This is a genomic window from Mesorhizobium shangrilense (assembly GCF_040537815.1).
GTDB lineage: Bacteria > Pseudomonadota > Alphaproteobacteria > Rhizobiales > Rhizobiaceae > Mesorhizobium > Mesorhizobium shangrilense.
Genome location: NZ_JBEWSZ010000002.1, coordinates 196,278 through 221,497 on the forward strand (window position 1 = coordinate 196,278; position 25,220 = coordinate 221,497).

The 25,220-nt window shown below is 63.1% G+C and carries 22 protein-coding genes; 16 read left to right on the forward strand and 6 right to left on the reverse strand.

Annotated elements, in window-relative coordinates; translation table 11 throughout:
• The first annotated feature begins 17 nt into the window (after positions 1-17).
• The 7 genes from ABVQ20_RS25650 to ABVQ20_RS25680 all read left to right on the forward strand — a co-directional run bounded on the left by ABVQ20_RS25650 (position 18) and on the right by ABVQ20_RS25680 (position 8,599).
• Positions 18-1,406 (forward strand): aldehyde dehydrogenase family protein, encoded by a 1,389-nt coding sequence (locus ABVQ20_RS25650; RefSeq protein WP_354462455.1) that lies wholly within the window; start codon positions 18-20, stop codon positions 1,404-1,406.
• A gap of 17 nt (positions 1,407-1,423) precedes the next feature.
• Positions 1,424-2,596, forward strand: coding sequence for an iron-containing alcohol dehydrogenase (locus tag ABVQ20_RS25655; RefSeq protein WP_354462456.1), 1,173 nt, complete (start codon positions 1,424-1,426; stop codon positions 2,594-2,596).
• Positions 2,597-2,841: 245 nt separating this feature from the next.
• Entirely contained in the window at positions 2,842-3,948 is a 1,107-nt protein-coding gene (locus tag ABVQ20_RS25660; RefSeq protein WP_354462457.1) for an ABC transporter substrate-binding protein, read from the forward strand.
• A gap of 69 nt (positions 3,949-4,017) precedes the next feature.
• The gene (locus ABVQ20_RS25665; RefSeq protein ID WP_354462458.1) at positions 4,018-5,007 is read left to right on the forward strand and encodes an ABC transporter permease; all 990 of its coding nucleotides are present in this window, start codon (positions 4,018-4,020) and stop codon (positions 5,005-5,007) included.
• Entirely contained in the window at positions 5,004-5,795 is a 792-nt protein-coding gene (locus tag ABVQ20_RS25670; protein ID WP_354462459.1) for an ABC transporter permease, read from the forward strand. Before ABVQ20_RS25665 ends, ABVQ20_RS25670 begins: the two co-directional genes overlap by 4 nt.
• 29 nt (positions 5,796-5,824) lie before the next feature.
• Positions 5,825-6,889, forward strand: coding sequence for an ABC transporter ATP-binding protein (locus tag ABVQ20_RS25675; protein WP_354462460.1), 1,065 nt, complete (start codon positions 5,825-5,827; stop codon positions 6,887-6,889).
• Positions 6,890-7,048: 159 nt separating this feature from the next.
• Positions 7,049-8,599 carry a cation:proton antiporter gene (locus ABVQ20_RS25680; protein WP_354462461.1) on the forward strand — a complete coding sequence of 517 codons (1,551 nt, stop codon included), beginning with the start codon at positions 7,049-7,051 and terminating at the stop codon, positions 8,597-8,599.
• A 16-nt stretch (positions 8,600-8,615) separates the two neighbouring features.
• On the opposite strand, the gene ABVQ20_RS25685 is transcribed toward ABVQ20_RS25680, so the two are convergent.
• Positions 8,616-9,761 (reverse strand): DSD1 family PLP-dependent enzyme, encoded by a 1,146-nt coding sequence (locus tag ABVQ20_RS25685; protein WP_354462462.1) that lies wholly within the window; start codon positions 9,759-9,761, stop codon positions 8,616-8,618.
• A 151-nt stretch (positions 9,762-9,912) separates the two neighbouring features.
• Here ABVQ20_RS25685 and ABVQ20_RS25690 point away from each other — a divergent pair, with 151 nt between their 5' ends.
• The 9 genes from ABVQ20_RS25690 to ABVQ20_RS25730 all read left to right on the forward strand — a co-directional run bounded on the left by ABVQ20_RS25690 (position 9,913) and on the right by ABVQ20_RS25730 (position 19,620).
• Positions 9,913-11,085 carry an ROK family transcriptional regulator gene (locus ABVQ20_RS25690; protein WP_354462463.1) on the forward strand — a complete coding sequence of 391 codons (1,173 nt, stop codon included), beginning with the start codon at positions 9,913-9,915 and terminating at the stop codon, positions 11,083-11,085.
• Positions 11,086-11,270: 185 nt separating this feature from the next.
• Positions 11,271-12,545: an ABC transporter substrate-binding protein gene (locus tag ABVQ20_RS25695; RefSeq protein ID WP_354462464.1), complete on the forward strand. Its 1,275-nt coding sequence runs from the start codon at positions 11,271-11,273 to the stop codon at positions 12,543-12,545.
• A 64-nt stretch (positions 12,546-12,609) separates the two neighbouring features.
• Complete coding sequence (locus ABVQ20_RS25700; protein ID WP_354462465.1) at positions 12,610-13,497, forward strand: carbohydrate ABC transporter permease; 888 nt, start codon at positions 12,610-12,612, stop codon at positions 13,495-13,497.
• A complete protein-coding gene (locus tag ABVQ20_RS25705) occupies positions 13,494-14,369 on the forward strand; it encodes a carbohydrate ABC transporter permease (RefSeq protein ID WP_354462466.1) in 876 nt (291 codons plus the stop codon). The genes ABVQ20_RS25700 and ABVQ20_RS25705 overlap by 4 nt, the downstream gene beginning before the upstream one ends.
• 57 nt (positions 14,370-14,426) lie before the next feature.
• Positions 14,427-15,518, forward strand: a complete 1,092-nt coding sequence (locus tag ABVQ20_RS25710; protein WP_354462467.1) for an ABC transporter ATP-binding protein — start codon at positions 14,427-14,429, stop codon at positions 15,516-15,518.
• 97 nt (positions 15,519-15,615) lie between these two features.
• Positions 15,616-16,524, forward strand: a complete 909-nt coding sequence (locus ABVQ20_RS25715; RefSeq protein WP_354462468.1) for an N-acetylglucosamine kinase — start codon at positions 15,616-15,618, stop codon at positions 16,522-16,524.
• Positions 16,525-16,561: 37 nt separating this feature from the next.
• A complete protein-coding gene (locus tag ABVQ20_RS25720; RefSeq protein ID WP_354462469.1) occupies positions 16,562-17,551 on the forward strand; it encodes an SIS domain-containing protein in 990 nt (329 codons plus the stop codon).
• 301 nt (positions 17,552-17,852) lie between these two features.
• Complete coding sequence (locus ABVQ20_RS25725; RefSeq protein ID WP_354462470.1) at positions 17,853-18,764, forward strand: endonuclease/exonuclease/phosphatase family protein; 912 nt, start codon at positions 17,853-17,855, stop codon at positions 18,762-18,764.
• A 10-nt stretch (positions 18,765-18,774) separates the two neighbouring features.
• Positions 18,775-19,620, forward strand: coding sequence for an EamA family transporter (locus ABVQ20_RS25730; RefSeq protein ID WP_354462471.1), 846 nt, complete (start codon positions 18,775-18,777; stop codon positions 19,618-19,620).
• Between the two features lie 31 nt (positions 19,621-19,651).
• On the opposite strand, the gene ABVQ20_RS25735 is transcribed toward ABVQ20_RS25730, so the two are convergent.
• The 5 genes from ABVQ20_RS25735 to ABVQ20_RS25755 form a co-directional block, all read right to left on the reverse strand.
• Complete coding sequence (locus tag ABVQ20_RS25735; RefSeq protein WP_354462472.1) at positions 19,652-20,890, reverse strand: MFS transporter; 1,239 nt, start codon at positions 20,888-20,890, stop codon at positions 19,652-19,654.
• A 90-nt stretch (positions 20,891-20,980) separates the two neighbouring features.
• Positions 20,981-21,298 carry a Dabb family protein gene (locus ABVQ20_RS25740; protein WP_354462473.1) on the reverse strand — a complete coding sequence of 106 codons (318 nt, stop codon included), beginning with the start codon at positions 21,296-21,298 and terminating at the stop codon, positions 20,981-20,983.
• 20 nt (positions 21,299-21,318) lie between these two features.
• Positions 21,319-22,947 (reverse strand): GMC family oxidoreductase, encoded by a 1,629-nt coding sequence (locus ABVQ20_RS25745; RefSeq protein ID WP_354462474.1) that lies wholly within the window; start codon positions 22,945-22,947, stop codon positions 21,319-21,321.
• 12 nt (positions 22,948-22,959) lie between these two features.
• The gene (locus ABVQ20_RS25750) at positions 22,960-23,721 is read right to left on the reverse strand and encodes a 3-ketoacyl-ACP reductase (protein ID WP_354462475.1); all 762 of its coding nucleotides are present in this window, start codon (positions 23,719-23,721) and stop codon (positions 22,960-22,962) included.
• Positions 23,718-25,220 carry a GMC oxidoreductase gene (locus tag ABVQ20_RS25755; RefSeq protein ID WP_354462476.1) on the reverse strand — a complete coding sequence of 501 codons (1,503 nt, stop codon included), beginning with the start codon at positions 25,218-25,220 and terminating at the stop codon, positions 23,718-23,720. The genes ABVQ20_RS25750 and ABVQ20_RS25755 overlap by 4 nt, the downstream gene beginning before the upstream one ends.

Consider the following 25,220-nt stretch of genomic DNA (forward strand, 5'->3'; position numbering starts at 1 on the left):
GTGCGAGGACTTAAACGATGACCGAGACGGTCAAACTCATATCCCCCATCGATGGCTCGATCTATGCGGAGCGGCCTGTCGCCACGGACCAGGCAATCAATGCCGCGGTCGAGCGCGCCAAAGCGGCGCAGGAGAAATGGGCGCAGACGCCGATCGTCGAGCGCGGCAAATACATGCTTGCCATGCTGGAAGCACTGGTCGCGATGACCGACGAGATCGTGCCGGAAATCGCCTGGCAGATGGGTCGTCCGGTGCGTTATGGCGGCGAGTTCGGCGGTGTCAAGGAACGCACCAACTACATGGTCGAGATCGCGGAAGCTGCGTTGCGGCCGTTGCCGGCCTCCAATCCCAAGGACGGTTTCCGGCGCTATGTGAAGAAGGCTCCGCTTGGCGTGGTCATGGTCATCGCGCCGTGGAACTATCCCTATCTGACCGCCGTCAACACCATCGTGCCGGCGTTGATGGCGGGCAATGCCGTGATCCTCAAACATGCGGCGCAGACGCTGCTGGTCGGTGAGCGTTTTCAGCAGGCTTTCGACAAGGTCGATCTGCCCAAGGGCGTGTTCCAGAACATCGTTCTCAACCATGCGCAGACCGAGAAGCTGCTCGGCTCCGGCAAGATCGACCATGTCAACTTCACCGGCTCGGTCGCCGGCGGCCGCGCCATCGAGAAGGCGGCGGCGGGCACCTTCATGTCGCTCGGCCTCGAGCTCGGCGGCAAGGACCCAGCCTATGTGCTGCCCGACGCCAAGCTGGACCATGCGGTGGCCAACCTCGTTGACGGCGCCTTCTACAATTCCGGCCAGTGCTGCTGTGGCATCGAGCGCGTCTACGTGCACGAGAAGGTCTACGACCAGTTCGTCGAAGGCTTCATCGCCGAGACGAAGAACTATGTCGTCGGCAATCCGCTGGAACAGGCCACCACGATGGGACCGATGGCGCAGGCGCGTTTCGCCGACCTGATCCGTGAGCAGAAGGCCGAGGCGCTGCGCAAGGGGGCGGTGGCGCACATCAATATGAAGGTGGCTAATGACAAGGCGGGCTCGCCCTACCTCGCGCCCGAAGTGCTGACCGAGGTCAACCATCAGATGAGCGTCATGCGCGAGGAAAGTTTTGGCCCGATCGTCGGCATCATGAAGGTGCGCAACGACGAGGAGGCGATCGCGCTGATGAACGACAGCCCGTACGGGCTGACCGCCTCGATCTGGACACGCGATACGGAGCATGCGGTGGCGATCGGCGACCGCGTCGAGACCGGCACCGTGTTCATGAACCGCTGCGACTATCTCGATCCGGCGCTGGTCTGGACCGGCGTCAAGGACACCGGCAAGGGCGCGGGTTTGTCAGCCATCGGCTACGACAACCTGACCAGGCCGAAGTCGTTCCACCTGCGCGAAATCATCTGATTTTTGAAAGACAAAAAATGTCCAAGCTCATCTCCAAATGGAATTACCCCACCACCGTCCGCTTCGGCGCCGGGCGCATCAAGGAACTGCCGGAAGTACTGGAGGCCATCGGCATCAAGCGGCCGCTGTTCGTCACCGATCCCGGCCTGGCCAAACTTCCGGTCGTGGCCTCGACGCTGAAGATCCTCGACGACGCCAAGGTCCCCTATGGCGTCTTCTCCGAGGTGAGGCCGAACCCGGTCGAGTCCAACCTGACCGCCGGCATCGAGGTGTTCAAGAAGGGCAAGCATGACGGCGTGATCGCCTTCGGCGGTGGCTCGGCGCTCGATCTCGGCAAGCTGATCGCCTTCCAGGCCGGCCAGACGAGGCCGGTTTGGGATTTCGAGGATGTCGGCGACTGGTGGACCAGAGCCAATTCGGATGCGATCGCTCCGATCATCGCGGTGCCGACCACGGCCGGCACCGGATCGGAAGTCGGCCGCGCCGGCGTCATCACCAATGAGGAGACCCATACCAAGAAGGTCATCTTCCATCCCAAGCTGCTGCCGGCCATCGTCATTGCCGATCCGGAACTGTCGGTCGGCATGCCCGGCTTCATCACCGCCGGCACCGGCATGGACGCGCTTGCCCACTGCCTCGAGGCTTATTGTGCGCCGGGTTATCATCCGATGGCCGACGGCATTGCCGTCGAAGGTGTCCGTCTCGTGTTCGAGAACCTGCCGAAGGCCTTTGCCAACGGCAAGGACCTTGTCGCGCGCGCCCATATGATGAGCGCCGCCGCCATGGGCGCCACCGCCTTCCAAAAGGGACTTGGCGCCATCCATTCGCTGTCGCATCCGATCGGCGCGCTCTATGACACCCATCATGGCATGACCAATGCCGTGTTCATGCCCTATGTGCTGGCCTTCAACCGCGACTCCATCGAGGAGCGCATTGCCAGGCTCGCCGCCTATTGCGGCATCAAGGGCGGCTTCGACGGTTTCGCCAAGGCGATCATCAAGCTGCGCAAGGAATTGAAGGTGCCGCATGCGCTGCCAGGCCTGATCAAAGGGCTGGACATGGACAAGAAGCGCAAGGGCCTGATCGCCGACATGGCTGTCGTCGACCCGACGGCGGGCGGCAATCCGGTCAAGCTGACCAAGAAGGCGGCCTTGACGTTGCTCGAAAACGCCATCGCCGGCACCGTCTGACATGTTTTCGGGCAGAGGAAATTGATCTCGAAAGGGATTCGAAAACCAAGGGGGGAGGATGAAGGGCAAGGCAGGAACTAATTAGCCGGAAAAAGAGTCGCAAGGCGATTGCTACAACCGGTTAAAAAGAGTTTACTTTTTCGTACTGCGAGCACACGGTTTCACAAAGCTTTCATCTGGCTGTCACATGAAAGCGATACCGGGATCGCAGGCGTCCAACGGCGTCAGTTCAACGGAGAGAACACATGTTCAAATTCACGGGGAAAGTGCTTTCCCTTTCGGCCGCGACCCTGATGGTGTCGTCGGTGATTTCGTCCGCGGCTTCGCTGGACGATCTCGTCAAGGCTGCAAAGGCTGAAGGTCAGCTCACCACCATCGCCTTGCCGCATGACTGGTGCGGCTACGGCGACGTCATCGCCGGCTTCAAGGCCAAGTATCCGGAAATCACCGTCAACGAGCTCAACCCCGATGCCGGCTCCGGCGACGAGATCGAGGCGATCAAGGCCAACAAGGACAACAAGGGTCCGCAGGCGCCCGACGTCATCGACGTCGGCCTGTCCTTCGGTCCGTCCGCCAAGAAGGATGGCCTGATCCAGCCTTACAAGGTGTCGACCTGGGACTCGATCCCCGACAGCGCCAAGGATGCGGAAGGCTACTGGACCGGTGACTATTACGGCGTGCTTTCGTTCCAGGTGAACAAGGATCTCGTCAAGACAGCTCCGGCTGACTGGGCCGACCTGTTGAAGCCGGAATTTGCGAACACCGTCGCGCTGGCCGGCGATCCGCGCGCCTCGAACCAGGCTATCCAGGGCGTCTATGCCGCTGGTCTGTCGACGGGTGCCGCCGCTGGTGAAGCCGCCGGTACCGCTGGTCTCGACTTCTTCAAGAAGCTCAACGCCGCGGGCAATTTCGTGCCGGTCATCGGCAAGGCCGCCACGCTGGCCCAGGGCCAGACGCCGATCCTGATCACCTGGGACTACAACGCGCTCGCCGGCCGCGACACGCTGAAGGGCAATCCGCCCGTCGACGTCGTCGTGCCGAAGACCGGTGTCGTCGCCGGCGTCTACGTGCAGGCGATCAGCGCCTACGCGCCGCACCCGAACGCTGCCAAGCTGTGGCTGGAATACCTGTACTCCGACGAAGGCCAGATTGGCTGGCTGAAGGGCTATTGCCACCCGATCCGCTTCAACGATCTCGCCAAGAACGGCAAGATCCCGGCGGACGTGCTGGCCAAGCTGCCGCCGGCAGAATCCTATGCCTCGGCAGTGTTCCCGACGCTCGACGAACAGGCCAAGTCCAAGGAAGCCATCACCAAGAACTGGGACGCCGTCGTCGGCGCCAACGTCAAGTAAGTTCTAGACACGACATGCCGGGCGGCTAAGAGGCCGCCCGGTTTCCCTCTCCAAGACGGTAGCTGGCGCATGACCGATCTCCCATTTTCCGATCAGGCTGTTGCCGGCAAAACCGCGCCCCCCGCCGAGGCGCGCAGCCTCAGGCTGCCAACGCAGTGGCTCGGCGTTGCGCCGTTCTTCATCTTCGCCATCATGTTCCTGATCCTGCCCACGCTCTATCTCATGCTGGGCGCATTCCAGAACGACGCTGGCGAATTCACTTTCAACAACATAGTGGGCATCTTCGACCCGCCGAATTTGGCGAACTATATGCAGTGCCAGTACGACTCGTGGATGTCCTGGGTCGATGGCAACTGCAAGCTGCCAAGCATTCTCGCCGCCTACTGGATCTCGATCAAGATCAGCCTCGCTTCGTCGTTGATCGGCGCCTTTGCGGGCCTTGCCATCGCCATCGCCATCGTGCGCGGGGGACTGCCGGACTGGATACGTTCCGCGACGCTGACGTTTTCCGGCGTTGCCTCGAATTTTGCCGGCGTGCCACTGGCCTTCGCCTTCCTTGCGACACTCGGCCGGCTCGGCTTGGCCACGGTGATCCTGAACACCGTGTTCGGCCTCAACATCTATGCGCACGGCTTCAACATCCTGTCGTTCTGGGGTCTGACGCTGACCTATGTCTATTTCCAGATTCCCCTGATGGTGGTCATCATCGTTCCGGCCATCGATGGGTTGAAGAAGGAATGGGGCGAGGCCGCCGCAACGCTGGGTGCGACCATGTCGCAGTACTGGCGCATGGTGGTCATTCCGGTGATCTGGCCGAGCTTCCTCGGCACTGTGATCCTCTTGTTCGCCAATGCCTTCGGCGCCATCGCCACCGCCTATGCGCTGACCGGTTCGTCGCTCAACATCATTCCCATCGTGCTCTATGCACAGATCCGGGGCGACGTGCTGCACAATGCGCACCTTGGCTACGCCATTGCCTTCGGCATGATCGTCATCACCGGCCTCGCCAATGTCTTCTATATCTGGTTCCGCACCCGTTCCGAGAGGTGGCTGAAATGAAGGCTGGCAGGTTCTGGGCCTGGGTCGTCTTCGCGCTGGGCGCGGCCTATTTCTTCATTCCGCTGATCGCGACAGTGGAGTTCTCCATGCGCATGCGGCGCGGTGTCTATTCCCTGGACGCCTACAAGGTCGTCCTTGGTGACGCACGCTTCCAGGCGACGTTCGGCTATTCGGTGCTTGCCGCCATCTTCACCATCATTCTCGGCGTGCTCATCGTGGTGCCGGCGGCCTACTGGATACGGCTACGCCTGCCGCAATTGCGGCCGATCGTCGAGTTCATCACACTGCTGCCGCTGGTCATCCCGGCAATTGTCATCGTCTTCGGTTACATCAGGATGTATGGCTCGAATTCGCCGCTGCCGTTCCTGGCGACCGACACGGGCACCAATGCCTTGCTGGTCATCGGCTATGCCACATTGGCGCTGCCCTACATGTACCGCGCCGTGGACACAGGGCTTCGTACCATTGATGTGCGGACGCTGACGGAAGCAGCACAGATACTCGGCGCCGGCTGGGGGACGATTGTCACCCGCGTCATCCTGCCAAACGTACTGATCGCGGTGCTTTCAGGCGCCTTCCTGACCTTCGCCATCGTCATTGGTGAGTTCACCATGGCAAGCCTGCTCAACCGACCGGCCTTCGGGCCATATCTGCAGAACATCGGCGCCAACCGCGCCTATGAACCAGCAGCGCTTGCCATCATTGCCTTCGCCATCACCTGGGGCTGCATGTCGCTGATCCAGGTTCTGTCCCGCTTCGCGCCGAAGTCGGCGAACCGCCCAAACTGATCGAAAAGTACTGACCGAAAGAAAAAGCCATGGCCGACCCGTTCCTCTCCATCCAGCATGTGCGAAAGTCCTTCGGCGCCACCACGGTCGTGGAGGATTTCAATCTCGACGTCGAGCGCGGCGAGTTCGTTTCCTTCCTCGGGCCATCGGGGTGCGGCAAGACGACCGTGCTGCGCATGGTCGCCGGCTTCGAGGAGCCATCCGCGGGCAAGATTGTCGTGGCTGGCAAGGACATCACCCGACTGAAACCCAACCAGCGCAATGTCGGCATGGTGTTCCAGGCGTATGCACTGTTTCCCAACCTGACGGTGGCGCAGAATATCGGCTTCGGCCTGAAGGTGGCGGGCATGGCCAAGGCGGACATCGATGCCCGTGTCGCCGAAATGCTCGGCATCATCAAACTGCCGCAGATGGCGGACCGCTATCCCTACCAGCTGTCCGGTGGCCAGCAGCAGCGTATCGCGCTGGCCCGCGCTATCGCGCCGAAGCCGAAGCTGCTTTTGCTCGACGAACCGCTGTCTGCGCTCGACGCCAAGGTGCGCGTGTCGCTGCGCGAGGAAATCCGCTCGATCCAGAAGAAGCTGGGCATCACCACCATCTTCGTCACCCATGATCAGGAAGAGGCGCTGTCGATCTCCGACCGTATCGCCGTCATGTATGGCGGCAAGGCCGAACAGGTCGGCACCCCATTCGAGATCTACAACCGGCCGGCGACCAAGTTCGTCGCCAATTTCGTTGGCACGCTCAACGTGCTCGAAGGCACCGTCACCGATGCCGCGGCAGGCACCGTGCGGGTCAACAACGAACACGTCTCGCTGAAGGGCAAGCTCAACGGCTCAAAGTCCGGCGACACGCTGTCGCTGGCGCTGCGGCCGGAAGCCATTTCGCTCGGACGCCAGCCTGGCCGCGACTCCAGCCTGTCGGGCGAAATCGCCGAAGTGCACTTCCTCGGCTCGGTCATCCGGGTTCGTGTCGGCATCGGTGGCAACACGGTGTCGCTGGATACGTTCAACAGTCCGGCGGCTCCGCCACCCGCAGTCGGCGAGAAGGCCGAGATTTCCTTCTCCTCGAGCGACATGCTGGTGCTGCACTAGGCGCTTGCAGCCAGTTGGAGTGCTTGATCGGGTACTCCCAACGGTGCGGGATTTTGCAACGTCGGGTGCGGCATCAATGGCCGCAGTGTGTGTCGCGAGAGCATTCCCTTTGGTGACTTTGCTACTGCCAAACGCTTCGTTCGACGGCTACGATACAGCATGGCCCTTTTCGAACTGACGCTCGTCCTTTTGCTGATTGCCGTTGCGCTGACGGCGGTGTCACGGCGCGTTCAGGTGCCGTATCCTTCCTTGCTGGCCCTGGCGGGCGCGGGCATCGCCTTCCTGCCCGGTGTGCCGAAGATCGAGATCGACCCCGAGCTTGCGCTTGCCCTGTTCATCGCGCCGGTGCTGCTCGATGCCGCCTACGATACATCGCTGCGCGATCTCAATCGCTACCGCGTGCCACTGGTGCTGCTGGCGCTTGGTGCCGTGCTCTTCACGACGGTTACCGTGGCGCTGGTCGGATGGAAAATGGCGGGCCTGCCGATCGCGGCGGCCATTGCCCTTGGCGCCATCGTCGCGCCGCCCGACGCCGTCGCGGCTTCGGCCGTGCTTGGCCAGTTCAAGGTGCCGCACCGCATCACCGCCATCCTGCAGGGGGAAAGCCTGCTCAACGACGCCACCGCTCTGCTGATCTACCGCATAGCTGTCGCCGCCGCGCTCGGCCCGATCCTGTTGAGCAGTGCCGCGCCGGTGATTGTGTTGTCGACGGTTGGCAGCCTTGTTGCCGGCTACGCGCTCGGCCGCCTGGCCCTGGCTACGCTTGGGCGCATCGAAGACGCCGCGAGCAGCACCGTGCTTCAGTTCGCAGGCACGTTCGGCGTCTGGATCCTGGCCGACAGGCTGGGCCTTTCCGCCATCATCACCATCGTCGTCTACGCCATGACCATCGCGCGTACCGCGCCGCGCCACATGTCGGCCAGAAGGCGCGTCAGTTCCTATTCGGTCTGGGAAACCGCTGTTTTCGTGCTCAATGTTCTGGCCTTCGTGCTGATGGGCCTGCAGGCGCGATCGATCGTCGAGCGGCTCGCCGGCGCCGGACAGGTCGATGCCTTCCTGTTTGCAGCGACGGTTCTGGCGGTGGTCATCGTTTCGCGTCTCGTGTGGGTGCTCGGCTGTGGGGTGGTCCTCAGGGCAATGGCGCGTTTCGGCAGTGCCGAGCAGCGACGGGAGGCGCCATCGCTTCGCGGTGGCGTGCTGATCGGCTGGTGCGGCATGCGTGGCCTCGTCACCCTTGTGGCGGCGTTTGCCTTGCCTCACGATTTTCCCGGCCGCGACCCAATCGTGCTCGCCGCCTTCGCGGTCGTGCTCGGCACGCTGGTGCTGCAAGGCATGAGCCTGAAGCCGTTGCTGCGCGTCCTTGACCTCGAGCCGGATGAGACGGTCGAGCGGGAGGTGACGCAGGCGCGCATCGCCATCATGCAGGCGGCATTGAACGTGTTGAGCGGCAAGACCTCGAACGCGGCGGCCGCGGTGCGCGAGCAGTACTCGGCGCAGCGCACGCTTGCTGAAAATCCCGACGACGCCAAGGCGGTGACCGAGTACGACAAATTGCGTCTCTATGCCGTCAAGAGCCAGCGCGATGCGCTGGAGGAACTGCGCCGCAACGGCACGATCGGCGACGAGGCCTATCACCGCCTGGAAGAAGAGATCGACTGGACGGAACTGGCGGCTTCCCCGCCGGGCCGGTTTCAGCCGCTGACCACATGAGGCAAGCGGAGCGCCGTCAGTAGAGCTTGCCGCGTGCCGTAACCGGCCACAGCGTCTCGACCTTGCCGTTGCGAATGCCGACAAACCAGTCATGAAGGTTGGAAGTCGGGTCGCAATGCCCGGGCACCAGCCAGAGCAGGTCGTTGATGGCGAGCAGATTGCCGGGATCATCGATCTTGCCGTGCTCGTCATTGGCGACCAGGTAGGTGATGCCGGGCCGGCCGAATACCACAGGCGGGCCGCTGTCGACCGCCACCGCCTTGTGGCCGGCGTCGCACACAGCCCGTGTCGCCTCGGTCTTGCTCATGATGGATGTCAGCACGAACAACGCATGTTCGAACCCGCCGACCACGCCGTTGTCGCCGCGAACCCGGCCGTAGTGCGCATCCATGAAGACGTAGGAGCCGCATTGCAGCTCGTTGTAGACGCCTGAACTGCCTTCCATGTCGAAGCTGCCGGTGCCGGCGCCGCCGACAATCGCGCAGTCGAGACCATGCTGCTTCAACAGCTGCACTGTGTCACGGGTCATGTCCACGGCCAAGGCGATTTCGGCGCTTCGCTCCGCCGGGTCGACGATGTGCTGCGCGGTGCCGTGATAGGCCTGCAGTCCGGAAAAGACGAGGTTGGGGGCGGCGGCGGCGACGCGTGCAAGCCCCAGCACCGGCCCGCCGGGCTGGACACCGCAGCGGCGGGCGCCGCAGTCGATCTCGACGAGCACCTCGATCGTTGAACCCGCGTCTTGTGCCGCCGCCGACAGCGCCGCGATGTTGGCGGCGTCATCGACGCAGACGATGATGCGGGCGTCCTTGGCCAGCCGCGCAAGGCGCTTGATCTTGAGCGGGCCGGTCACCTCGTTGGAGACGAGGACGTCGCTGATGCCACCGCGTACCAGCGCTTCGGCTTCCGACACCTTCTGGCAACAGACGCCGCACGCGCCGCCTTTTGCCATCTGGTAGCGTGCTATGTCGGCCGACTTGTGCGTCTTGGCGTGAGCGCGTAGCCGGACGTTCATGCTTTCGACGTAGCCGCGCATGCGCTCGACATTCCGTTCGAAAGCGGCGAGATCGACGATCAGCGCCGGTGTCTGGATGTCCTCGACCCGGTCGCCTATTGCTGCGGGGACATTATAGCCAATTTCCAGATCGTTCCTGCCGTCGGTCATTCGGGATCTTTCCACCGTTGGTTTTGCGCCGGCGAATGCCGAGGATTTTCAGTTGGCGAAGTTTCAGGCACTTTACGCGGGACAATCGATTTGAAGTTCTGGATCGCGCCATCTATAGATTTTGTCAAGTTGATTAACTTTAGGAGACCATGTGAAGCAGAACCGGTTGAGCGAGGCTGACATAAGGGCCAATTTCACGTCCAGCGCACGCTCCGTGTTCCGCACGCTTTTCCAGGAGGGCCCGGCGACGCGCCCCCAACTCGGCTCGGCGCTCGGACTGTCGCGGCCGACGCTATCCTCGTCGATTTCCGAGCTTGACGATGCCGGCTATGTCGAGAAGATCGGCGAGGTCCAGGGCGCGCTCGGTCGCAAGGCGGCGATGTATCGGCTTGGTCCTGGCGCCGGTCATGTGATCGCCATCGACGCCGGTTCGACCCATGTGCGCACGCGCGTCGCCACGCTCGACAGGCGCCTGCTGCATCACCGCATCTATCGCCTGTCTTCCAACCAGCGCCATCTCAACGCCGAGATCAGCCGGGCGGTGGCTGAAGAGGTCGAGGCGACGCTTGCCTTGACGGAGCCAGGTTGGGGCAAGCTGCGTGCCCTTGGCATCGCGCTGCCCTCGCGCGTTGTCGCCGACAACGCGGACAATGCAGTTGAGGCGGCGACAGGCCAGGAGAACCTGTTCTCGCATTTCGCTTCTCCGCCAGGTGTGCCGCTGTTGCTGGAGAACAACGTCAATTGCGCTGCATTGGCGGAGCAAAGCCACGGCACGGCGCGCGGCCTGCAGGATTTCGCCTATGTTCAGATCGGCGTGAAGATCGGCATGGGCGTGGTGCTTGGCGGCAAGCTGATCCGTGGCCGCAATGGCGGTGCCGGCGAGATCGGCCATCTGCCGTTTCCGTGGGGGCCGGGTTTGCGGCCGCAGGCTGTCGGCCTGGAGGATTATGTTGGCGCCGAGGTGTTGATGCAGCGGGTCCGCACCGCCTGGCCACAGCGTGCCGGTGCGGCGCCCGCCGATACGGCGGCGCTGTTCGCCCTGGCCAGCCAGGGTGATGAGGCGGCCCTTGCGCAGGTCAAGCTTCATGCCGAAGACATCGGCGCCATCGTCTCCGCTTGCGTCGGTGTCATCGATCCGGGGATCGTGGTGCTTGGCGGCGGCATTGGCGACAATGCCATCATGCTGCCCTATGTGCGGGAAACCGTCGGCAGGTTGAGCTATCCGACCGAAATCCACGCAAGCAGCCTCGGCGCCGACGCGACCGTGCTCGGCATCGAGAAGATCGCCGCCGACCATGCCTGCGAGTTGCTGGTCGGCGCCTGACCCGCCGACCAAACCGCGCATCCCGAACCCTTCCAGAGCCGTCCGAACAAATTTATCTGCTGCCCACTTGCGGCTGTCCGATTTTGTTTGTTAAGGTGCGTAACATAATAAGAGCAACAAACGCTATGGGTCGATCCTGGCGATGCCTCGACCGGGAACCTTTCAACAATTCAATGGAGGTCTGAATGAACTTGACACGCTACATGCATGCGGCCGGCTTTGCCGCGCTCGCTGCGGCCGCCTCGATCGGTGGGGCTCGCGCCGACGAACCGGTTACGCTCGAATACTGGGTCTATTCGGATTTCGCGCAGGGCGATGCGCTCAAGCTCCAGCAGTCCTTCATCGACGAATTCCGCAAGACCCATCCGAACGTAACCATCAACATTTCCGGCAAGGGCGATGATGATCTCACGACCGGCCAGGTCACCGGGGCCGCGTCCGGGAATATTCCCGACGTGTACATGAACGGCACCAATGTCGGCGCCACGCTCGTCGAAGCCGGCGCGCTCAAGAACATCTATGCCGACTTCATGGCGACGCCGAAGGAATATCGCGACTCGTTCGATCCGGCGCTGATCGCCATGTGCACGCCGAAGCCCGAGACCATGTATTGCCTGCCCTATACCGGCTACGGCTCGTTCATGTTCCGCAACCTGACCGTCCTGCGGAACGCCGGCGTCGACACCGCCGCGCCGATCAAGGACTGGGCCGACTGGCTCTCGCAGATGGAGAAGGTCAAGGCGTCCGGAAAATATGCTGTGCCCGACCAGACGCAGAGCTGGCAGTCGATCGTCGACACCTATGCGGGCGTCGCGAAACCGGACGAGTGGGGTGTGGATTTCGCGGCCAATAAAACCAGGATCAATGAAGCGAAATATGCGGATGCGCTGCAGATGTTCGTCGACATGAAGCCTTACACCAGCGGCACCAGCCGCAACGACCAGGCGACCAAGGACCTGTTCATCTCGAACCAGCTCGCCTTCCATCTGGTCGGCCCATGGGTCAATCCGACCTATGCCGATGCGGCCAAGACCTCGGGCCTCAAATATGATTACGTGCTGGTGCCCGGCAAGAATGCCGGCGACTACGGCGGCATCAAGGGCTACGAGTTCATCGGTGTCGCCCCCAACAAGAACGCCAAGGTGGCCTTCGAGTTCGCGGCCTATGTCACCGCCAAGGAGCAGATGCTGCGCTGGGCCAAGCTGCTCTCGCGCTACAATGCAAGTGCGGCGGCGATGGCCGATCCCTCGGTCGCAAGCGATCCGCTCATCGCCATCACCAACAAGGCCGCCTCACACGCGATCGATGGCATGCCGCCTTACTTCGTCGGCTCCTATCCGAACTGCTACCGCTCGATCCTGACCGACAACGCGCAGCAGGTCGCCGATGGCGGCATCTCGCCCAAGGACGGCGCCAAACAGCTTGTCGAGCAGCTCAACGAGTGCCTGGCCGGCGGCTGAAGCACGACGTTCATCCATCCGGCCGGGACCTCCCACCTGGCCGGAGACCGCATCGAGGATCACCATGTTCGACAAGAAACACATCCCCCACCTGTTGATGGTGTTTCCGTTCCTGGCCCTCTTTGCGGTGTTCTTTCTCTATCCGATCGCCAGCGGCTTCGTTTATTCCTTCTACGACTGGAACGCGACGACGACGTCGCGGTTCGTCGGGCTGGCCAACTACCAGCGCATCATCCATTCGCGTGACTTCTCCAAGGCGATGTGGAACCTCGGTACCTATATCGTCATCACAGTGCCGGTCGGTATCGCCGCCGCCTTCTGCCTGGCTCTGCTCGTCGACAGCTTCAAGGGTTTTTGGCAGAACTTCTTTCGGGGCATCTTCTTCATGCCGGTCGTGCTGCCGATGTTCCTGGCGGCCACCATCTGGCGCTGGATCTACACACCCAATATCGGCCTGCTCAACACCATCCGTGGCCTGTTCGGGCTGCCCTCGGTGCAGTTCCTCAATGACACCTCGACGATGCTCTACTCACTCATCGCCGTCGATGTCTGGGTCTCGGCCGGATTCAACATGGTCATCATCCTTGCCGGCATGAAGAACATCCCCAAGGATTATTACGAGGCGGCTCGCCTCGACGGCGCCAGCAAGCTCCAGGAAATCGTCTACATCACCATCCCCATGCTCTATCCGGTGCTGTTCTTCGTCACGACCTATGGCGTGATCTCGGCGCTGCAGGTCTTCGACAAGCCATGGCTGCTCACCGGCTCGTCCTTCTCGCAATATGGCGGGCGCCAGAACGCATTGCTGTTCCCGGTGATGGACATGATGGGCCGCGGGTTCGGTGAACTGAAGTTCGGCCAGGCCGCCGCCTACGGTTTCATCCTGACCATCGTGATCGTGGCGGTGACGGCGGTGATGTTCGCATTGCGCAAGAAGGGCAGCCAGCCATGACCACCGATGCCCTCGTCAGTTCCGCCACTCCGCGCTACGCGATGGACCTGTCCATCTGGACAGTCCTGAAATGGATCGTCGCCATCTGCGTGGCGATCGTGGCGGTGTTTCCCATCGTCTGGATGGTCAATGTGGTGTTCGCCGAGCCGGGCATTCCCGTCTCGATCAATCCGCGCCTGCTGCCGACGTCGTTCGGTGCGGGCATTGCCAAGATCAACACCATCCTCAGCGAAACCGGCTATCTGCACGCCTATTACATTTCGATCACCTACAGCCTGCTGACGATCGCGGGCGTGCTCATCATCGGCTCGATGGCGGCGTTCGAATTCGCGCTTTTCGAATTCCCGGGCAAGCGGCCGACGTTCGCGGTCGTCATGCTGTCGCTGATGGTGCCGACAGCGGTCACGCTCATTCCAACCTATCTGCTGACGGCGAGCTTTGGCTGGCTCAACACAATGCAGGGGTTGGTGGTGCCGGGATTGGCTTCGGCGTTCGGCCTGTTCATGCTGATCCAGTTCATGCGTACAATCCCGCGCGAGATGATCGAGGCGGCCAGGCTCGACGGCGCCAGCCATTTCCAGATCTATCGGCACATCGCACTGCCGATGTCGCGCAATGCGCTGGTGACGCTGGCCATCATCACCTTCATGCAGACCTGGGGCAATTTCATCTGGCCGCTGATCGTCGCGCCCAGCCCGCAAATGTACACTGTCGGCCAGGTCGTCGGCCTTTTCAACGCGCCGTTCTCGCATGTCACCGTCGACATTGTCATGGCCGCGAACCTGCTGGCGGCACTTCCCCCGCTCATCTTCTTCCTGCTGTTCCAGCGCAAGATCGTCGAGGGCATCGCGATGTCCGGCTCCAAGGGCTGAACGTCTCAACGCGCCCAACCCGCGACGCTCGCCCCGAACATCAACAAAGGCATTGGCATGGCTGATCTGCAAATCATCAACGTCTCCAAATCCTACGGCACGGTGGAAGTGTTGCGCGGCGTCAACCTGTCGATTGCGTCCGGCGAGTTCGTGGTTTTCGTCGGCCCGTCCGGCTGCGGCAAGTCGACCTTGCTGCGCATGATCTCCGGCCTCGAGGATGCGCCGCTCGGCGAAATCCGGCTCGACGGCAAGGTGGTCAACAAGGTCGATCCGGCCAAGCGCGGCGTCGCCATGGTGTTCCAGTCCTACGCACTCTATCCGCATATGACGGCATTCCAGAACATGGCCTTCAGCCTGACAATGGCGCGCGAGCCGAAAGCGGTGATCAAGGAGAAGGTCGACCGCGCCGCCGCCATCCTGCGGCTGGAAAAGCTGCTCGATCGCCGGCCCGGCGAACTGTCCGGCGGCCAGAAGCAACGCGTCGCCATTGGCCGCGCCATCGTGCGAGAACCGAAGGTGTTCCTCTTCGACGAGCCGCTGTCGAATCTCGACGCCGAGCTGCGCGTCCAGATGCGCGCCGAGCTGATCCAGCTGCATGCCAAGTTGGGCACCACGATGATCTATGTCACCCACGATCAGGTCGAGGCGATGACGCTCGCCGACAAGATGGTGGTGATGAATGGCGGCATCATCCAGCAATGTGGCACGCCGCTCGATCTCTATGATGACCCAGACAACAGGTTCGTGGCTGGCTTCATCGGCTCGCCGAAGATGAGCTTCATCAAAGCCAAGGTCGAGAATGTGCGAGGAGAGGCGATCACCCTGTCGGGCCTTGGCGGGCGCGCCACGGTGGAATTGCCATTTTGTGGTTTCGCCCCTGGCGTCCGCGAGGTCGAAGTCGGCGTCCGCACCGAGCATCTGGAGATCGCTGGGGATGACAGTGCGACTGGCACCGTCGCTGCCAAGGTGGCCTTCGTCGAAGAACTCGGCGACGCCACATTCATCCACACCGATCTGCCGACGGGCGAGCGTGTGGTCGTTCGCAGCAACATGGCGCGCCACAAGGGCAGCACGGAGTGTTTCGTCAGGCTCGACCCGGCTGGTGTGCTGCTGTTCGGCATGGATGGCGAGCGGATCAGAAGCGCTTGATCCGGCGGCAGCGCAGCGTGCCCCGCGCGATGGGACGAGATGAGATTGTCGCTTGCCGCGCACTGGCCCGCGCGCGGCAATGGCCTGGAGAAATTCGTTGATCACAGTTGGAATCGATATTGGCGGCACCAAGACGCACCTGCGCGCCTGCGATGCTGCCGGTACCGTCCGCGATCTCGTCATGCCGTCGGCCGATTGGCGCGTGCGTGACTGGGACACGGATGCAAAAGTGCTGCTTGGCAAAGTCGCGCACCTCGTCGAGGGGGGGCAGGTCGCGGCTCTCGCCGTTGGCGCGCATGGCTGCGACGACGCCTCGGAATGCGTGGCCTTCGAAGAAGCCTTCAACCGTCATGCAGCCTATGCGGTCACGGTCGTCAACGATGCGGAGCTTTTGCCGGCGGCGCTCGGCCATGAACGGCAGATCGGGCTGGTTGCCGGAACGGGCTCGATCGCGGTCTGTCGTGACGCAGCCCTTGGCATGATGGTTGCCGGTGGCTGGGGATGGGTCATTGGCGACGAAGGCAGCGCCTCCGGGCTGGTGCGCGAAGCGGGCCGCGCTATCAGCCTGCATCTGGATTGCGGGGGGACATTCGACGATCCGCTGGTGGGCCTGATGTTCGAGGCGCTCGAGATCAGGAACGCGGCGCGCATCGGCAGCGCCATCGCGCGCCAGGGTGGCGCCGCGGCTCTCGGACGCCATGCGCCGATCGTCTTTGCCGCGCATGAACAGGGCTCTGCACTGGCGGCCGGGGTGATTGCCGATGGCGCCCGCCATCTCGCCGAGCTGGTGATGCGCCTCAAGCACAATGGCGCGGCGGCCGACGTCGTGGTGGCTGGCGGCGGCGTGATGGTCTCGCAGCAAGCGCTGGCCTGCGCATTCCTCGCTGAAGTCGAGGCCCAATCCGAAGGAACCATCGCCGCGAGAATTTTCCATGGGGCGCCGGTCGAAGGCGCCTTCCGGATGGCCAAGGCCATGGCGAGCAGCCTGGCCGCCGCCGCGCGGTAGTTGGCGATCACACCACAAAGCAAAGGAAGGTATAATCATGAGCTATCGGTCCGAAGTCGCACGCCAGCCGCAATCCATCGCCGCCTGTATCAAATCGGCGCGGCTTGGGTTGGAAAGCGTCGATCTCTCGCCGTTCACATCCGGGCTTGTCGCGGTCACCGGCATTGGCGCGAGCTTTGCCGCATCGGTGGTGGTGGCCGGCGAACTTTCGCGGCGCGGGCGTCGCGCGGTTGCTATGCGTGCCGTCGACTTGATCGACGGCACGAATGTCGCCGATGCCATCATCGCCATGTCGCATCGCGGCCGCAGCATCGAGAATGTCGACGCGCTGAAGGCACAGGCGGGTGTGCCGGCACTGGCGATCACCAAGGACGAGACGAGCCCGCTGGCGCTGGCTGCCGGCCATCACATCAAGCTCGACAATGGCAATGACGCGACGCCGTCCAGTACCGGTTACACGGGCACACTGGTGGCCGCCGGGCTGCTGACCGAGAAGCTCTGCGGCGCCACCGCGACCGACTGGGACGCGCTGCCCGGCAAGGTGGCCGATATGCTGGGCTATGCCGCGACGAAGATGAAGCGCCTCGGCGAGCTGTTCGCGGCCCGCCGCGCCATCGACTGCGTCGGTGCTGTGTCGTCGCTGGGAACCGCCGATGGTGCGTCCCTGCTGATACGCGAGGCGTCACGCATTCCGGCCGGAGCGACGGATACGCGCCACTATCTGCATGGTCCGATGGAATCGATGGATGCCACCACCGGCGTTGTCGTGTTCGGCGACGGCCGCGAGATGCGCCTTGCCGAACAGCTCAACGAACTCGGCTGTCCAGTGGTCCTGATCACAGCGAATGACGGCATTGACGACAAGGGCAAGCTGACGGTGCTGCGCGTGCCCCCGGAGGAAAACCGCATTGCCCGCGGCATCCTCGACATCATCGCGGCGCAATTGCTGGCGGCCGAACTTTCGGATGCGGCAGGTCTCACCGACACGAAGTTCCGCTACCCGCAGACCGATACCAAGATCAGCTGATCGGGTATCCGTCAGGGCATGGCGTAACGAGACGGCCGGCGCCAGCGTGCCGGCCTTCTGCTTTTGGCTCGCAGGATGATCGGCCAGCGCCGGGCATGGACCTGACCACAAATCCAGGTTGCTAGACGCCACGCGCCGTTTTTCGACGCACGGAGAATACTCCAGTGTCTTGGAATCGGTGCATGATCGCGCAAGGCAGGAAGCGGGGAGGGCTCTTGGCCCAAGCCCCTTCCGTCATGCCGCACATTGCAAGCTTGAAGCCGAACCGCTACTCCCCCTACGAAACTAAGCCGGATAATCAATGAAGCTGGTCAGCTACAACATTCAGTACGGGTTTGGCGGCGACGGTCATTACGATCTGTCGCGTGCCGCGCGCATCGTTGCCGGCGCCGACATCATCGCCTTGCAGGAGGTGGAGCGGCACTGGCAGCGCACCAATTTCGACGACCAGCCTGAAATCCTGTCCAGCCTGCTGCCCGACTATCACTGGGTCTATGGTCCGGCCTTCGACATGGACGCCAGCGAGCGGCTGGATGGCCGCATCGTCAACCGCCGCCGGCAGTTCGGTACCATGGTGCTGTCGAAGCTGCCGATCGTCTGGTCGCGGCCGCACGCGCTGCCGATGCGCCGTACCGTGCGTCCGCTCAACACGCGCAACGCGGCGCTCGAATGCATGATCCGCACGCCGGCCGGTCCGGTGCGGGTGCTCTCACTGCATCTCGCCCATATCGCGGCGGAGGAGCGACTGGAACAGATCGACTATCTCCTGGGGGAGCATCGTCGGGCGCCGTCCGACGGCGGCCCGTGGAGCGGCGTGGATGACGAGCCCGCGCGCAACTGGACGAGCGGGGAGCCGGAGCCGGAGAACCCGCTGGCCGCGATCTGGATGGGCGATTTCAACATGGAGCCGGGCAGCGCCGAATACCGGCGCATCGTCGGCAGCACGCCCTATCATCGGGGCGCCGCCTATCGCGATGGCTTCGTCGATGCCGCTGCTGTCGCCAGTGAGCCAGGGGAAGATTTCCATACCCATGTGAAGACCATCGACGGCAGACTGACAAAGCGGCGCCTCGACCATTGCTTCGTCGGCGGCATGTTCGCGGGGCGGGTGCGTTCGGCCAGCGCCGACATCGGTGAGGTTGCTTCGGACCATTTTCCGGTGCGCGTCGACATCGATCTCGAGACACCTCTAACCGCACATTCCGGGGGCTGATGAGCCGCGCATGACGCTTTTCGTCTTCTTCGCGGTGCTTGCCGCCGCCGCCATGCATGCGATCTGGAACGCGCTGGTCAAGGTCAATCTCGACCGCTTCATGTCGATCACATTGATGACGCTCGGCATGGGCGCGGCGGCACTCGTGGCGCTGCCTTTCGTCGAGGTGCCGAAGGCCGAAGTGTGGCCATATATCATTGCATCAGTGATCTTCCACATTGGCTACCGGACCTTCCTGATCGGCGCCTACAAGGCCGGGGATTTCGCCCAGACCTATCCGCTGGCGCGTGGCACCGCGCCGCTGCTTGCCGCACTTGGCGGGGTGTTCGTTGTTGCCGAGGTGCCCGGGCCGTTCGCCATAGCCGGCATCGTGCTGTTGTCGGCGGGCACGCTGGTGATGTCGTTTCGCGGCGGCGCGCATCTGGAGAAGTTGAACCTGCGCGCCGTCGGCTATGCGCTGGGCACCTCGATCTTCATCGCCAGCTACACGCTGTCCGACGGCAGCGGCGCGAGATTGGCCGCCACCGCGCAGAGCTACGCGGCATGGCTGTTCGTCTGCGACGCGTTGGGTGCACTCGTACTGTGCCTCATCTTCCGGGGACCAAAGGCGCTGCCGGTGCTGGCCAGCAGCTGGAAGACCGGCATATTCACCGGCGTGCTCAGCGGTGCAGCGTACTGGATCGTGATGTGGGCGATGACCAAGGCGCCGATCGCCTCGGTGGCGTCGCTGCGCGAAACGTCGATCCTGTTCGCCATGATGATTTCGGTCTTCGCGCTCGGCGAGAAGATAACGGGCTGGCGCGGCGCCGCCGCGCTCAGCATCGTTGCTGGTGTCGTCGCGCTGAGGATGGGCTGACTGAGCCTGATCCCGAACGGGCACTTCAGGATCATGCCCTGGCCGGGACCTCCCTATCGTGCACGGTCATCACCTGTCCGCGCCGTTCCGGACTGAAGCGGATGACGACGATGATGCAGACGGCGACAATGCCCGCGAACAGCGCCAGCGCGTAGCCGTAGCTGCCCCCAGCGCTTTCAGCGATGCCTGCCTGGTACGGACCGCCATAGGACGCCGCGAGATTGCCGGCCTGATAGATGAAGCCGGGCAGGGTCGCGCGCACCGCGCCCGGTGAAAGCTCGTTGAGATGTGCAGGGATGACGCCCCATGCGCCTTGCACGGCGATCTGCATGACAAAGGCGCCGATGGCCAGCATGACGGGCGTGGTGCTGTAGGCCCACAGCGGAATCGACGGCAAGGCGATGACGCAGGCGATGGTGATTGCATTGACGCGACCGATCTTCTCGGAAAGCGCGCCGAACGCCAGGCCACCGACGATGGCACCAAGATTGGCAACGATGGTGATCCAGCTCACCGTGTGCGGATCAAAGCCATGCTGCTTCTTCAGGAAGGTCGGATAAAGGTCCTGCGTGCCGTGGCTGAAGAAGTTGAAGAACATCATGAGCACGACGGAATAGAGGGCGATGCCCCAGTGCTTTTGAAGCGTTTCGAGGAGTCCCGGCTTGACCGTGTTCTGCGCCTCGACGAAAGCGGGCGATTCCGGCACATGGGACCGGATGAAGAGAACGATCAGCGCCGGGACGAAGCTGAGCAGGAACATGGCGCGCCAGCCGATCGTGTAGCCGCCGATCGTCTGCTGATAGAGCAGTCCATAAACCACGGCCGCCAAAAGGTAGCCGGCTGGATATCCGCATTGCAGGATGCCCGAAACCATGCCGCGAGCGTTCGGCGGGATGGATTCCATGGCAAGCGAACTGCCTAGCCCCCATTCGCCGCCCATGGCGATGCCGAATAGGGCACGCAGCGCCAGGAAGATGCCGAGATTGGGCGAGAACGCAGCCAGCGCCCCGATCACCGAATAGCTGACGATGTTGAGCATAAGGATGGGCTTGCGCCCATATTTGTCGGCGAGCATGCCGAAGATGAACGCACCGATGAAGCGCGTGGCCAAGGTCAGGAACAGTGCCTTTGAGACTGCCGGGACATCTGTCTGGAATTCACTGGCAATATCGGTGAGCAGGAATGTCAGAAGGAAGAAATCAAAAGCATCGAGAGTCCAGCCCAGGAATGAGGCCAAGACGGTTTTCTTCTGCTCGGCATTGAGACTCAAGGCGTCCTCCTTTGCATCCCCCAAAGGAACGATATGTCGCCCTGCTCGCAAAAGAGAACAGTTATCAGTCGGCTTTCAAAGAGCCGGCGGTCACTTTTTCGTAAGGTCGAGGTCGAAGACCATCAACCCGTCGCTGCCTCCCTCCAATGCCGCGACCAGCCGGGCGCCGGCACGTTGATGCGCCTCATGCACCAGATAGGCGTCGCGGGCGGCGGCATCGCGGAAGTCGATGGTGAAGCCGTGCGTGAAGCCGCGCGCGAAGGGTTCGGGGCTGACATTGGCGCTGAATTTCACGGCGCCCATGCCGTCGATCATCTGCCGCAGCGCTTCAAGGTCGGCGTGAACAGCCTTGCGCTCGCCGGTGCCGACATCGCTACGGAATTTGACGAAGACGCAGTGCCTGATCATCGAATTGTCCTTCTCGAATGCTATGCGGCGCGATTGCCCGAAAACACCGCCGGCGGCAATGGCTCGCGGCCGAGGATCAGGTCGGCACCCTTTTCACCGACCATGATGGTCGGCGCATTGGTGTTGGAGGAGGGCACGCGCGGCATCACCGAGGCGTCGCAGACGCGCAAGCCCTCGAGACCGCGCAGCCGCAGGTCAGGCGTCACCACGGCCATCTCGTCATGGCCCATGCGGCAGGTGCCGACCGGGTGATGGTCGGTCTTGGAACTGCGGCAGGCATAGTCGACCAGCTCATCGTCGCTGGCGAGTGATGGGCCAGGCAGCACTTCGCGCAGCACGTAGGAGGAAAGTGCCTTCTGCTGCATGATTTCGCGTGCCAGCCTCAAGCCCTTGAGCGACATGGCGCGATCATAGGGATCGGACCAGTAATTCGGGTCGATCAGCGGATGGTCGGCCGGGTCGGCGCTCTTCAGCCGCACCGTGCCGCGCGAGCGGGGACGCAGGAAGGCCGAGTTCAGAGTGACGCCAGGGTTGTTCAGCTTCTCGACGCCGGCCTCGATGCCGGACCCCAGGCCGAGATGGAACTGGATGTCGGGCGAAGCTGCGGTCGGGTCGGCGTACCAGAAGCCGCCGGTCTCGAACAGGCTGGAGGCAACCGGTCCTTTCTTCAGCAGCAGGTACTGCAGGCCGGCCCATGCGGTGCGGTGCAGCTTGGCGTAATTGTCGTAGGTGTGGTCGCCGGTGCATTCGGCGATGACGAACAAATCGAGATGGTCCTGCATGTTGGAGCCGACGCCGGGCAGGTCGTGCACTGGTGTGACGCCGACCGACTTCAGGTGATCGGCCGGACCGATGCCCGACTGCATCAAGAGTTTTGGAGAGCCGATGGCGCCGGACGAGACGATCACCTCGCGGTCGGCGCGCAGTATTGTCTTCTGGCCGCCTGGCTTGTCTACGATTTCGACGCCGATGGCGCGGCCCTTCTCGACGACGATGCGGGTCACCAGCACATCGGTTCTTATGGTGAGGTTCTTGCGGGCACGGATCGGCTTCAGATAGGCGACCGAGGCGGAGGAGCGCCGGGCATCCTTCTGGGTCAGCTGGTAATAGCCGACGCCCTCCTGGCTGGCGCCGTTGAAATCCGGGTTGAAGGGAATTCCCATCTCCTGGCCGGCGCGGAAATAGGCTTCGCAGATCGGCAGTGGCGAAATCGGATTCGACACGCCGAGCGGCCCCTGGTCGCCATGAAAGTCGTTGGCGTAGCGCTGGTTGTTTTCGGCGCGCTTGAAATAGGGCAGCACGTCGCGGTAGCCCCAACCGGTCAGGCCTTCTTCCTTCTCCCAGGCATCGTAGTCGCGTGCGTTGCCGCGCGTGTAGATCTGGGCGTTGATGGAGGAGCCGCCGCCGACCACCTTGGCCTGCGTGTACCAGAAGACGCGGTCGTTCATGTGCTTCTGTGGCACGGTCGACCAGCCCCAGGAGGCGATGCCCTTGGTCATCTTGGCGAAACCGGCGGGCATGTGGATATAGGGGTGCCAGTCCTTGCCGCCGGCTTCCAGCAGCAGCACGGAATTCGCCGGATCCTCGCTCAGCCGGTTGGCCAGCACGCAACCGGCCGGGCCGGCACCCACGATGATGTAGTCGGTCATGGCGTCACCTGTTCACAGTCTGGGCACCGACAGCGCGCCGTCGACATTGATGATCGAGCCGGTCGAAAAACCAAGCTTGCCGCCGGCGAGGGTCGCCACCACGGCGCCGATGTCGGCGGTCTCACCCCAGCGCTTTGCTGGCACCAGCCCGCCGTCGATCAAGGCATCGTATTTGGCTGATACACCCGACGTCATGTCGGTGCGGATGATGCCCGGCCGGACCTCGAACACGCCGATGTTTTCAGGGGCGAGCCGCAGCGCCAGGTTCTTCACCCACATCGAAAGGCCGGCCTTCGAGATGCAGTAGTCGGGACGTTCCGGAGACGCCATCTCGGCACTGACCGAGGTGATGGTGATGATCGACCTTGCGATGCCGCTGGGCGCCGCCAGCATGGCTTTTGCGACGGCCTGGCTGAGAAAGACTGTGCCGCGCAGATTGATGCCGAGCGTGCGGTCGAAATTTTCGGGCTTGAGTTCCAGCAGGTCGCCGCGCACGACAGCTCCGACGCCGGCATTGTTGACGAGGCAGTCGATGCGGCCGAAGGCGCTTATGGCGGCGTCGACAAGTGCCGCATGGTCGCCGAGATCGGCGATGTCGCAACGGTGGTAGGCGAATTTGGCGCCACGCGCGGTGATGTCAGCGGCAAGGTCGTCGGCCGCTGTCTCGGCAAGGTCCGCGACAAGGATGTCGTAGCCGGACTCCGCCAGCGTCTGGGCACAGGCAAGGCCGATACCGCGCGCGCCGCCGGTGATGATGGCTGCGGGGCGGGTCATGCTGCCAGCTCCGTCTTGCGGATATGCTCGGCAACCCGCAGCGCCTGTGCTGCTATCGACAGCGCCGGGTTCACGGCGGCCGAATTGGGCAGGAAGCTGCCGTCGACGACGAAGAGGTTCCGTTGGTCGAAAGAGCGGCAGAAGGGATCGAGCGGCGCGGTGGCCGGATCGTCGCCCATCCTGACAGTGCCGCACTGGTGCGAGGGCGTGCGCTTGTCGAAGGGGCGCGACAGCACGATCGGATAGCCGCAGGCGCGGAAGTTTTCGCGCATCACCTTGGTCAGGCCGTCGAGCGACTGCATGTTGGAGCGCCGCCACTGCATGACGATGTCCTTGCCGTCGACCATGATGCGGCTTTCCGGGTCGGGCAGGTCCTCGCACATCAGGTACCAGTCGACGGCGTGCCCGGCCATGAAATCGAGCGCGAATTTGGGCGCCAGCTTCACATTGGCCTTCAGCATGTTGCCGTCGATCTTGCCCAGAAGCTGGACGTTGCCGAGCGGCTTGCCGCCCTTGCCGTCGGACAGATAGTAGTCGTTCAGCATCAGCGTCTTCTGGTAGACGGCATCGTTCCTGCGGCGTGGATCGATCGCCAGCATGGCGCTGGAATTGTGGTTCATGAAATTGCGCCCGACCTGGTCGGAGCGGTTGGCGAGGCCCTTGCCGTCGGAAGAGGGCGAGCGCAGCAGGATGACGGCGGAATTGACCGCTCCCGCTGAGAGAATGACCAGCTTTGGCGCCACTTTCTTCAACGCGCCGTTCTGTCGGTAGTGGATGGCTGATATGGTTTTGCCGTCTGTCGACGCTTCGAGATATTCGACGTAAGCGCCGGTCTCGAGCCGGATGTTGGTGTCCTTGAGTGCCGCTGTCAGCGGTCCTGTTTGCGCGTCGATCTTGCCCTGGCCGGTGTTGGGGAAGGCGTCCCAGCCGGTCTTGCCCTCCTTCAGCCAGGTGTCGATGTCGACGCCGAGCGGCAGCGAGGCCGGATGCAGGCCGAGGCCCTTGAGCTCGGCGCGGGCGCGCGCGATCGGCGCCTCGTCGGGCACAGGCTTGAAGGCATAGGGGATCGAGTGGAACGGCTCGGTCGGGTCCTCGCCCAGCGTGCCACGCACGCGAAACAGCTGCTCGGCCTTCGAATACCAGGGCTCGAACTCGTCATAGGAAAACGGCCAGGCCGGCGAGACGCCCCCAAAGTGGTCCATGGCGGAAAAGTCTTGGCTGCGGTAGCGGATCAGCACCGCGCCGTAGAATTTCGAATTGCCGCCGACATAGTAGTAATTGCCGGGGTTGAAGGCGGGGCCGCCGGCCTCACGCCACATCTCCTTCGGCCGGTAATGGCCGTCGACGAAAATGGAGCGCGTGTCACGCGCATGCGGCGTTGCCGGCAGGGGTTCGCCGCGCTCCAGCATCAGGATCGAGGCGCCACTCCCGGCAAGGCCGGAGGCGATCGTGGCGCCGCCGATGCCGGAGCCGATGATGACGATATCCGGATTTGTCAT

Coding starts and splice junctions, on each gene's coding strand:
- ABVQ20_RS25650 (WP_354462455.1), top strand. CDS start 18: ATGACCGAGACGGTCAAACTCATATCCCCCATCGATGGCTCGATCTAT.
- ABVQ20_RS25655 (WP_354462456.1), top strand. CDS start 1,424: ATGTCCAAGCTCATCTCCAAATGGAATTACCCCACCACCGTCCGCTTC.
- ABVQ20_RS25660 (WP_354462457.1), top strand. CDS start 2,842: ATGTTCAAATTCACGGGGAAAGTGCTTTCCCTTTCGGCCGCGACCCTG.
- ABVQ20_RS25665 (WP_354462458.1), top strand. CDS start 4,018: ATGACCGATCTCCCATTTTCCGATCAGGCTGTTGCCGGCAAAACCGCG.
- ABVQ20_RS25670 (WP_354462459.1), top strand. CDS start 5,004: ATGAAGGCTGGCAGGTTCTGGGCCTGGGTCGTCTTCGCGCTGGGCGCG.
- ABVQ20_RS25675 (WP_354462460.1), top strand. CDS start 5,825: ATGGCCGACCCGTTCCTCTCCATCCAGCATGTGCGAAAGTCCTTCGGC.
- ABVQ20_RS25680 (WP_354462461.1), top strand. CDS start 7,049: ATGGCCCTTTTCGAACTGACGCTCGTCCTTTTGCTGATTGCCGTTGCG.
- ABVQ20_RS25685 (WP_354462462.1), bottom strand. CDS start 9,761: ATGACCGACGGCAGGAACGATCTGGAAATTGGCTATAATGTCCCCGCA.
- ABVQ20_RS25695 (WP_354462464.1), top strand. CDS start 11,271: ATGAACTTGACACGCTACATGCATGCGGCCGGCTTTGCCGCGCTCGCT.
- ABVQ20_RS25700 (WP_354462465.1), top strand. CDS start 12,610: ATGTTCGACAAGAAACACATCCCCCACCTGTTGATGGTGTTTCCGTTC.
- ABVQ20_RS25705 (WP_354462466.1), top strand. CDS start 13,494: ATGACCACCGATGCCCTCGTCAGTTCCGCCACTCCGCGCTACGCGATG.
- ABVQ20_RS25710 (WP_354462467.1), top strand. CDS start 14,427: ATGGCTGATCTGCAAATCATCAACGTCTCCAAATCCTACGGCACGGTG.
- ABVQ20_RS25720 (WP_354462469.1), top strand. CDS start 16,562: ATGAGCTATCGGTCCGAAGTCGCACGCCAGCCGCAATCCATCGCCGCC.
- ABVQ20_RS25725 (WP_354462470.1), top strand. CDS start 17,853: ATGAAGCTGGTCAGCTACAACATTCAGTACGGGTTTGGCGGCGACGGT.
- ABVQ20_RS25730 (WP_354462471.1), top strand. CDS start 18,775: ATGACGCTTTTCGTCTTCTTCGCGGTGCTTGCCGCCGCCGCCATGCAT.
- ABVQ20_RS25740 (WP_354462473.1), bottom strand. CDS start 21,298: ATGATCAGGCACTGCGTCTTCGTCAAATTCCGTAGCGATGTCGGCACC.
- ABVQ20_RS25745 (WP_354462474.1), bottom strand. CDS start 22,947: ATGACCGACTACATCATCGTGGGTGCCGGCCCGGCCGGTTGCGTGCTG.
- ABVQ20_RS25750 (WP_354462475.1), bottom strand. CDS start 23,721: ATGACCCGCCCCGCAGCCATCATCACCGGCGGCGCGCGCGGTATCGGC.
- ABVQ20_RS25755 (WP_354462476.1), bottom strand. CDS start 25,220: ATGACAAATCCGGATATCGTCATCATCGGCTCCGGCATCGGCGGCGCC.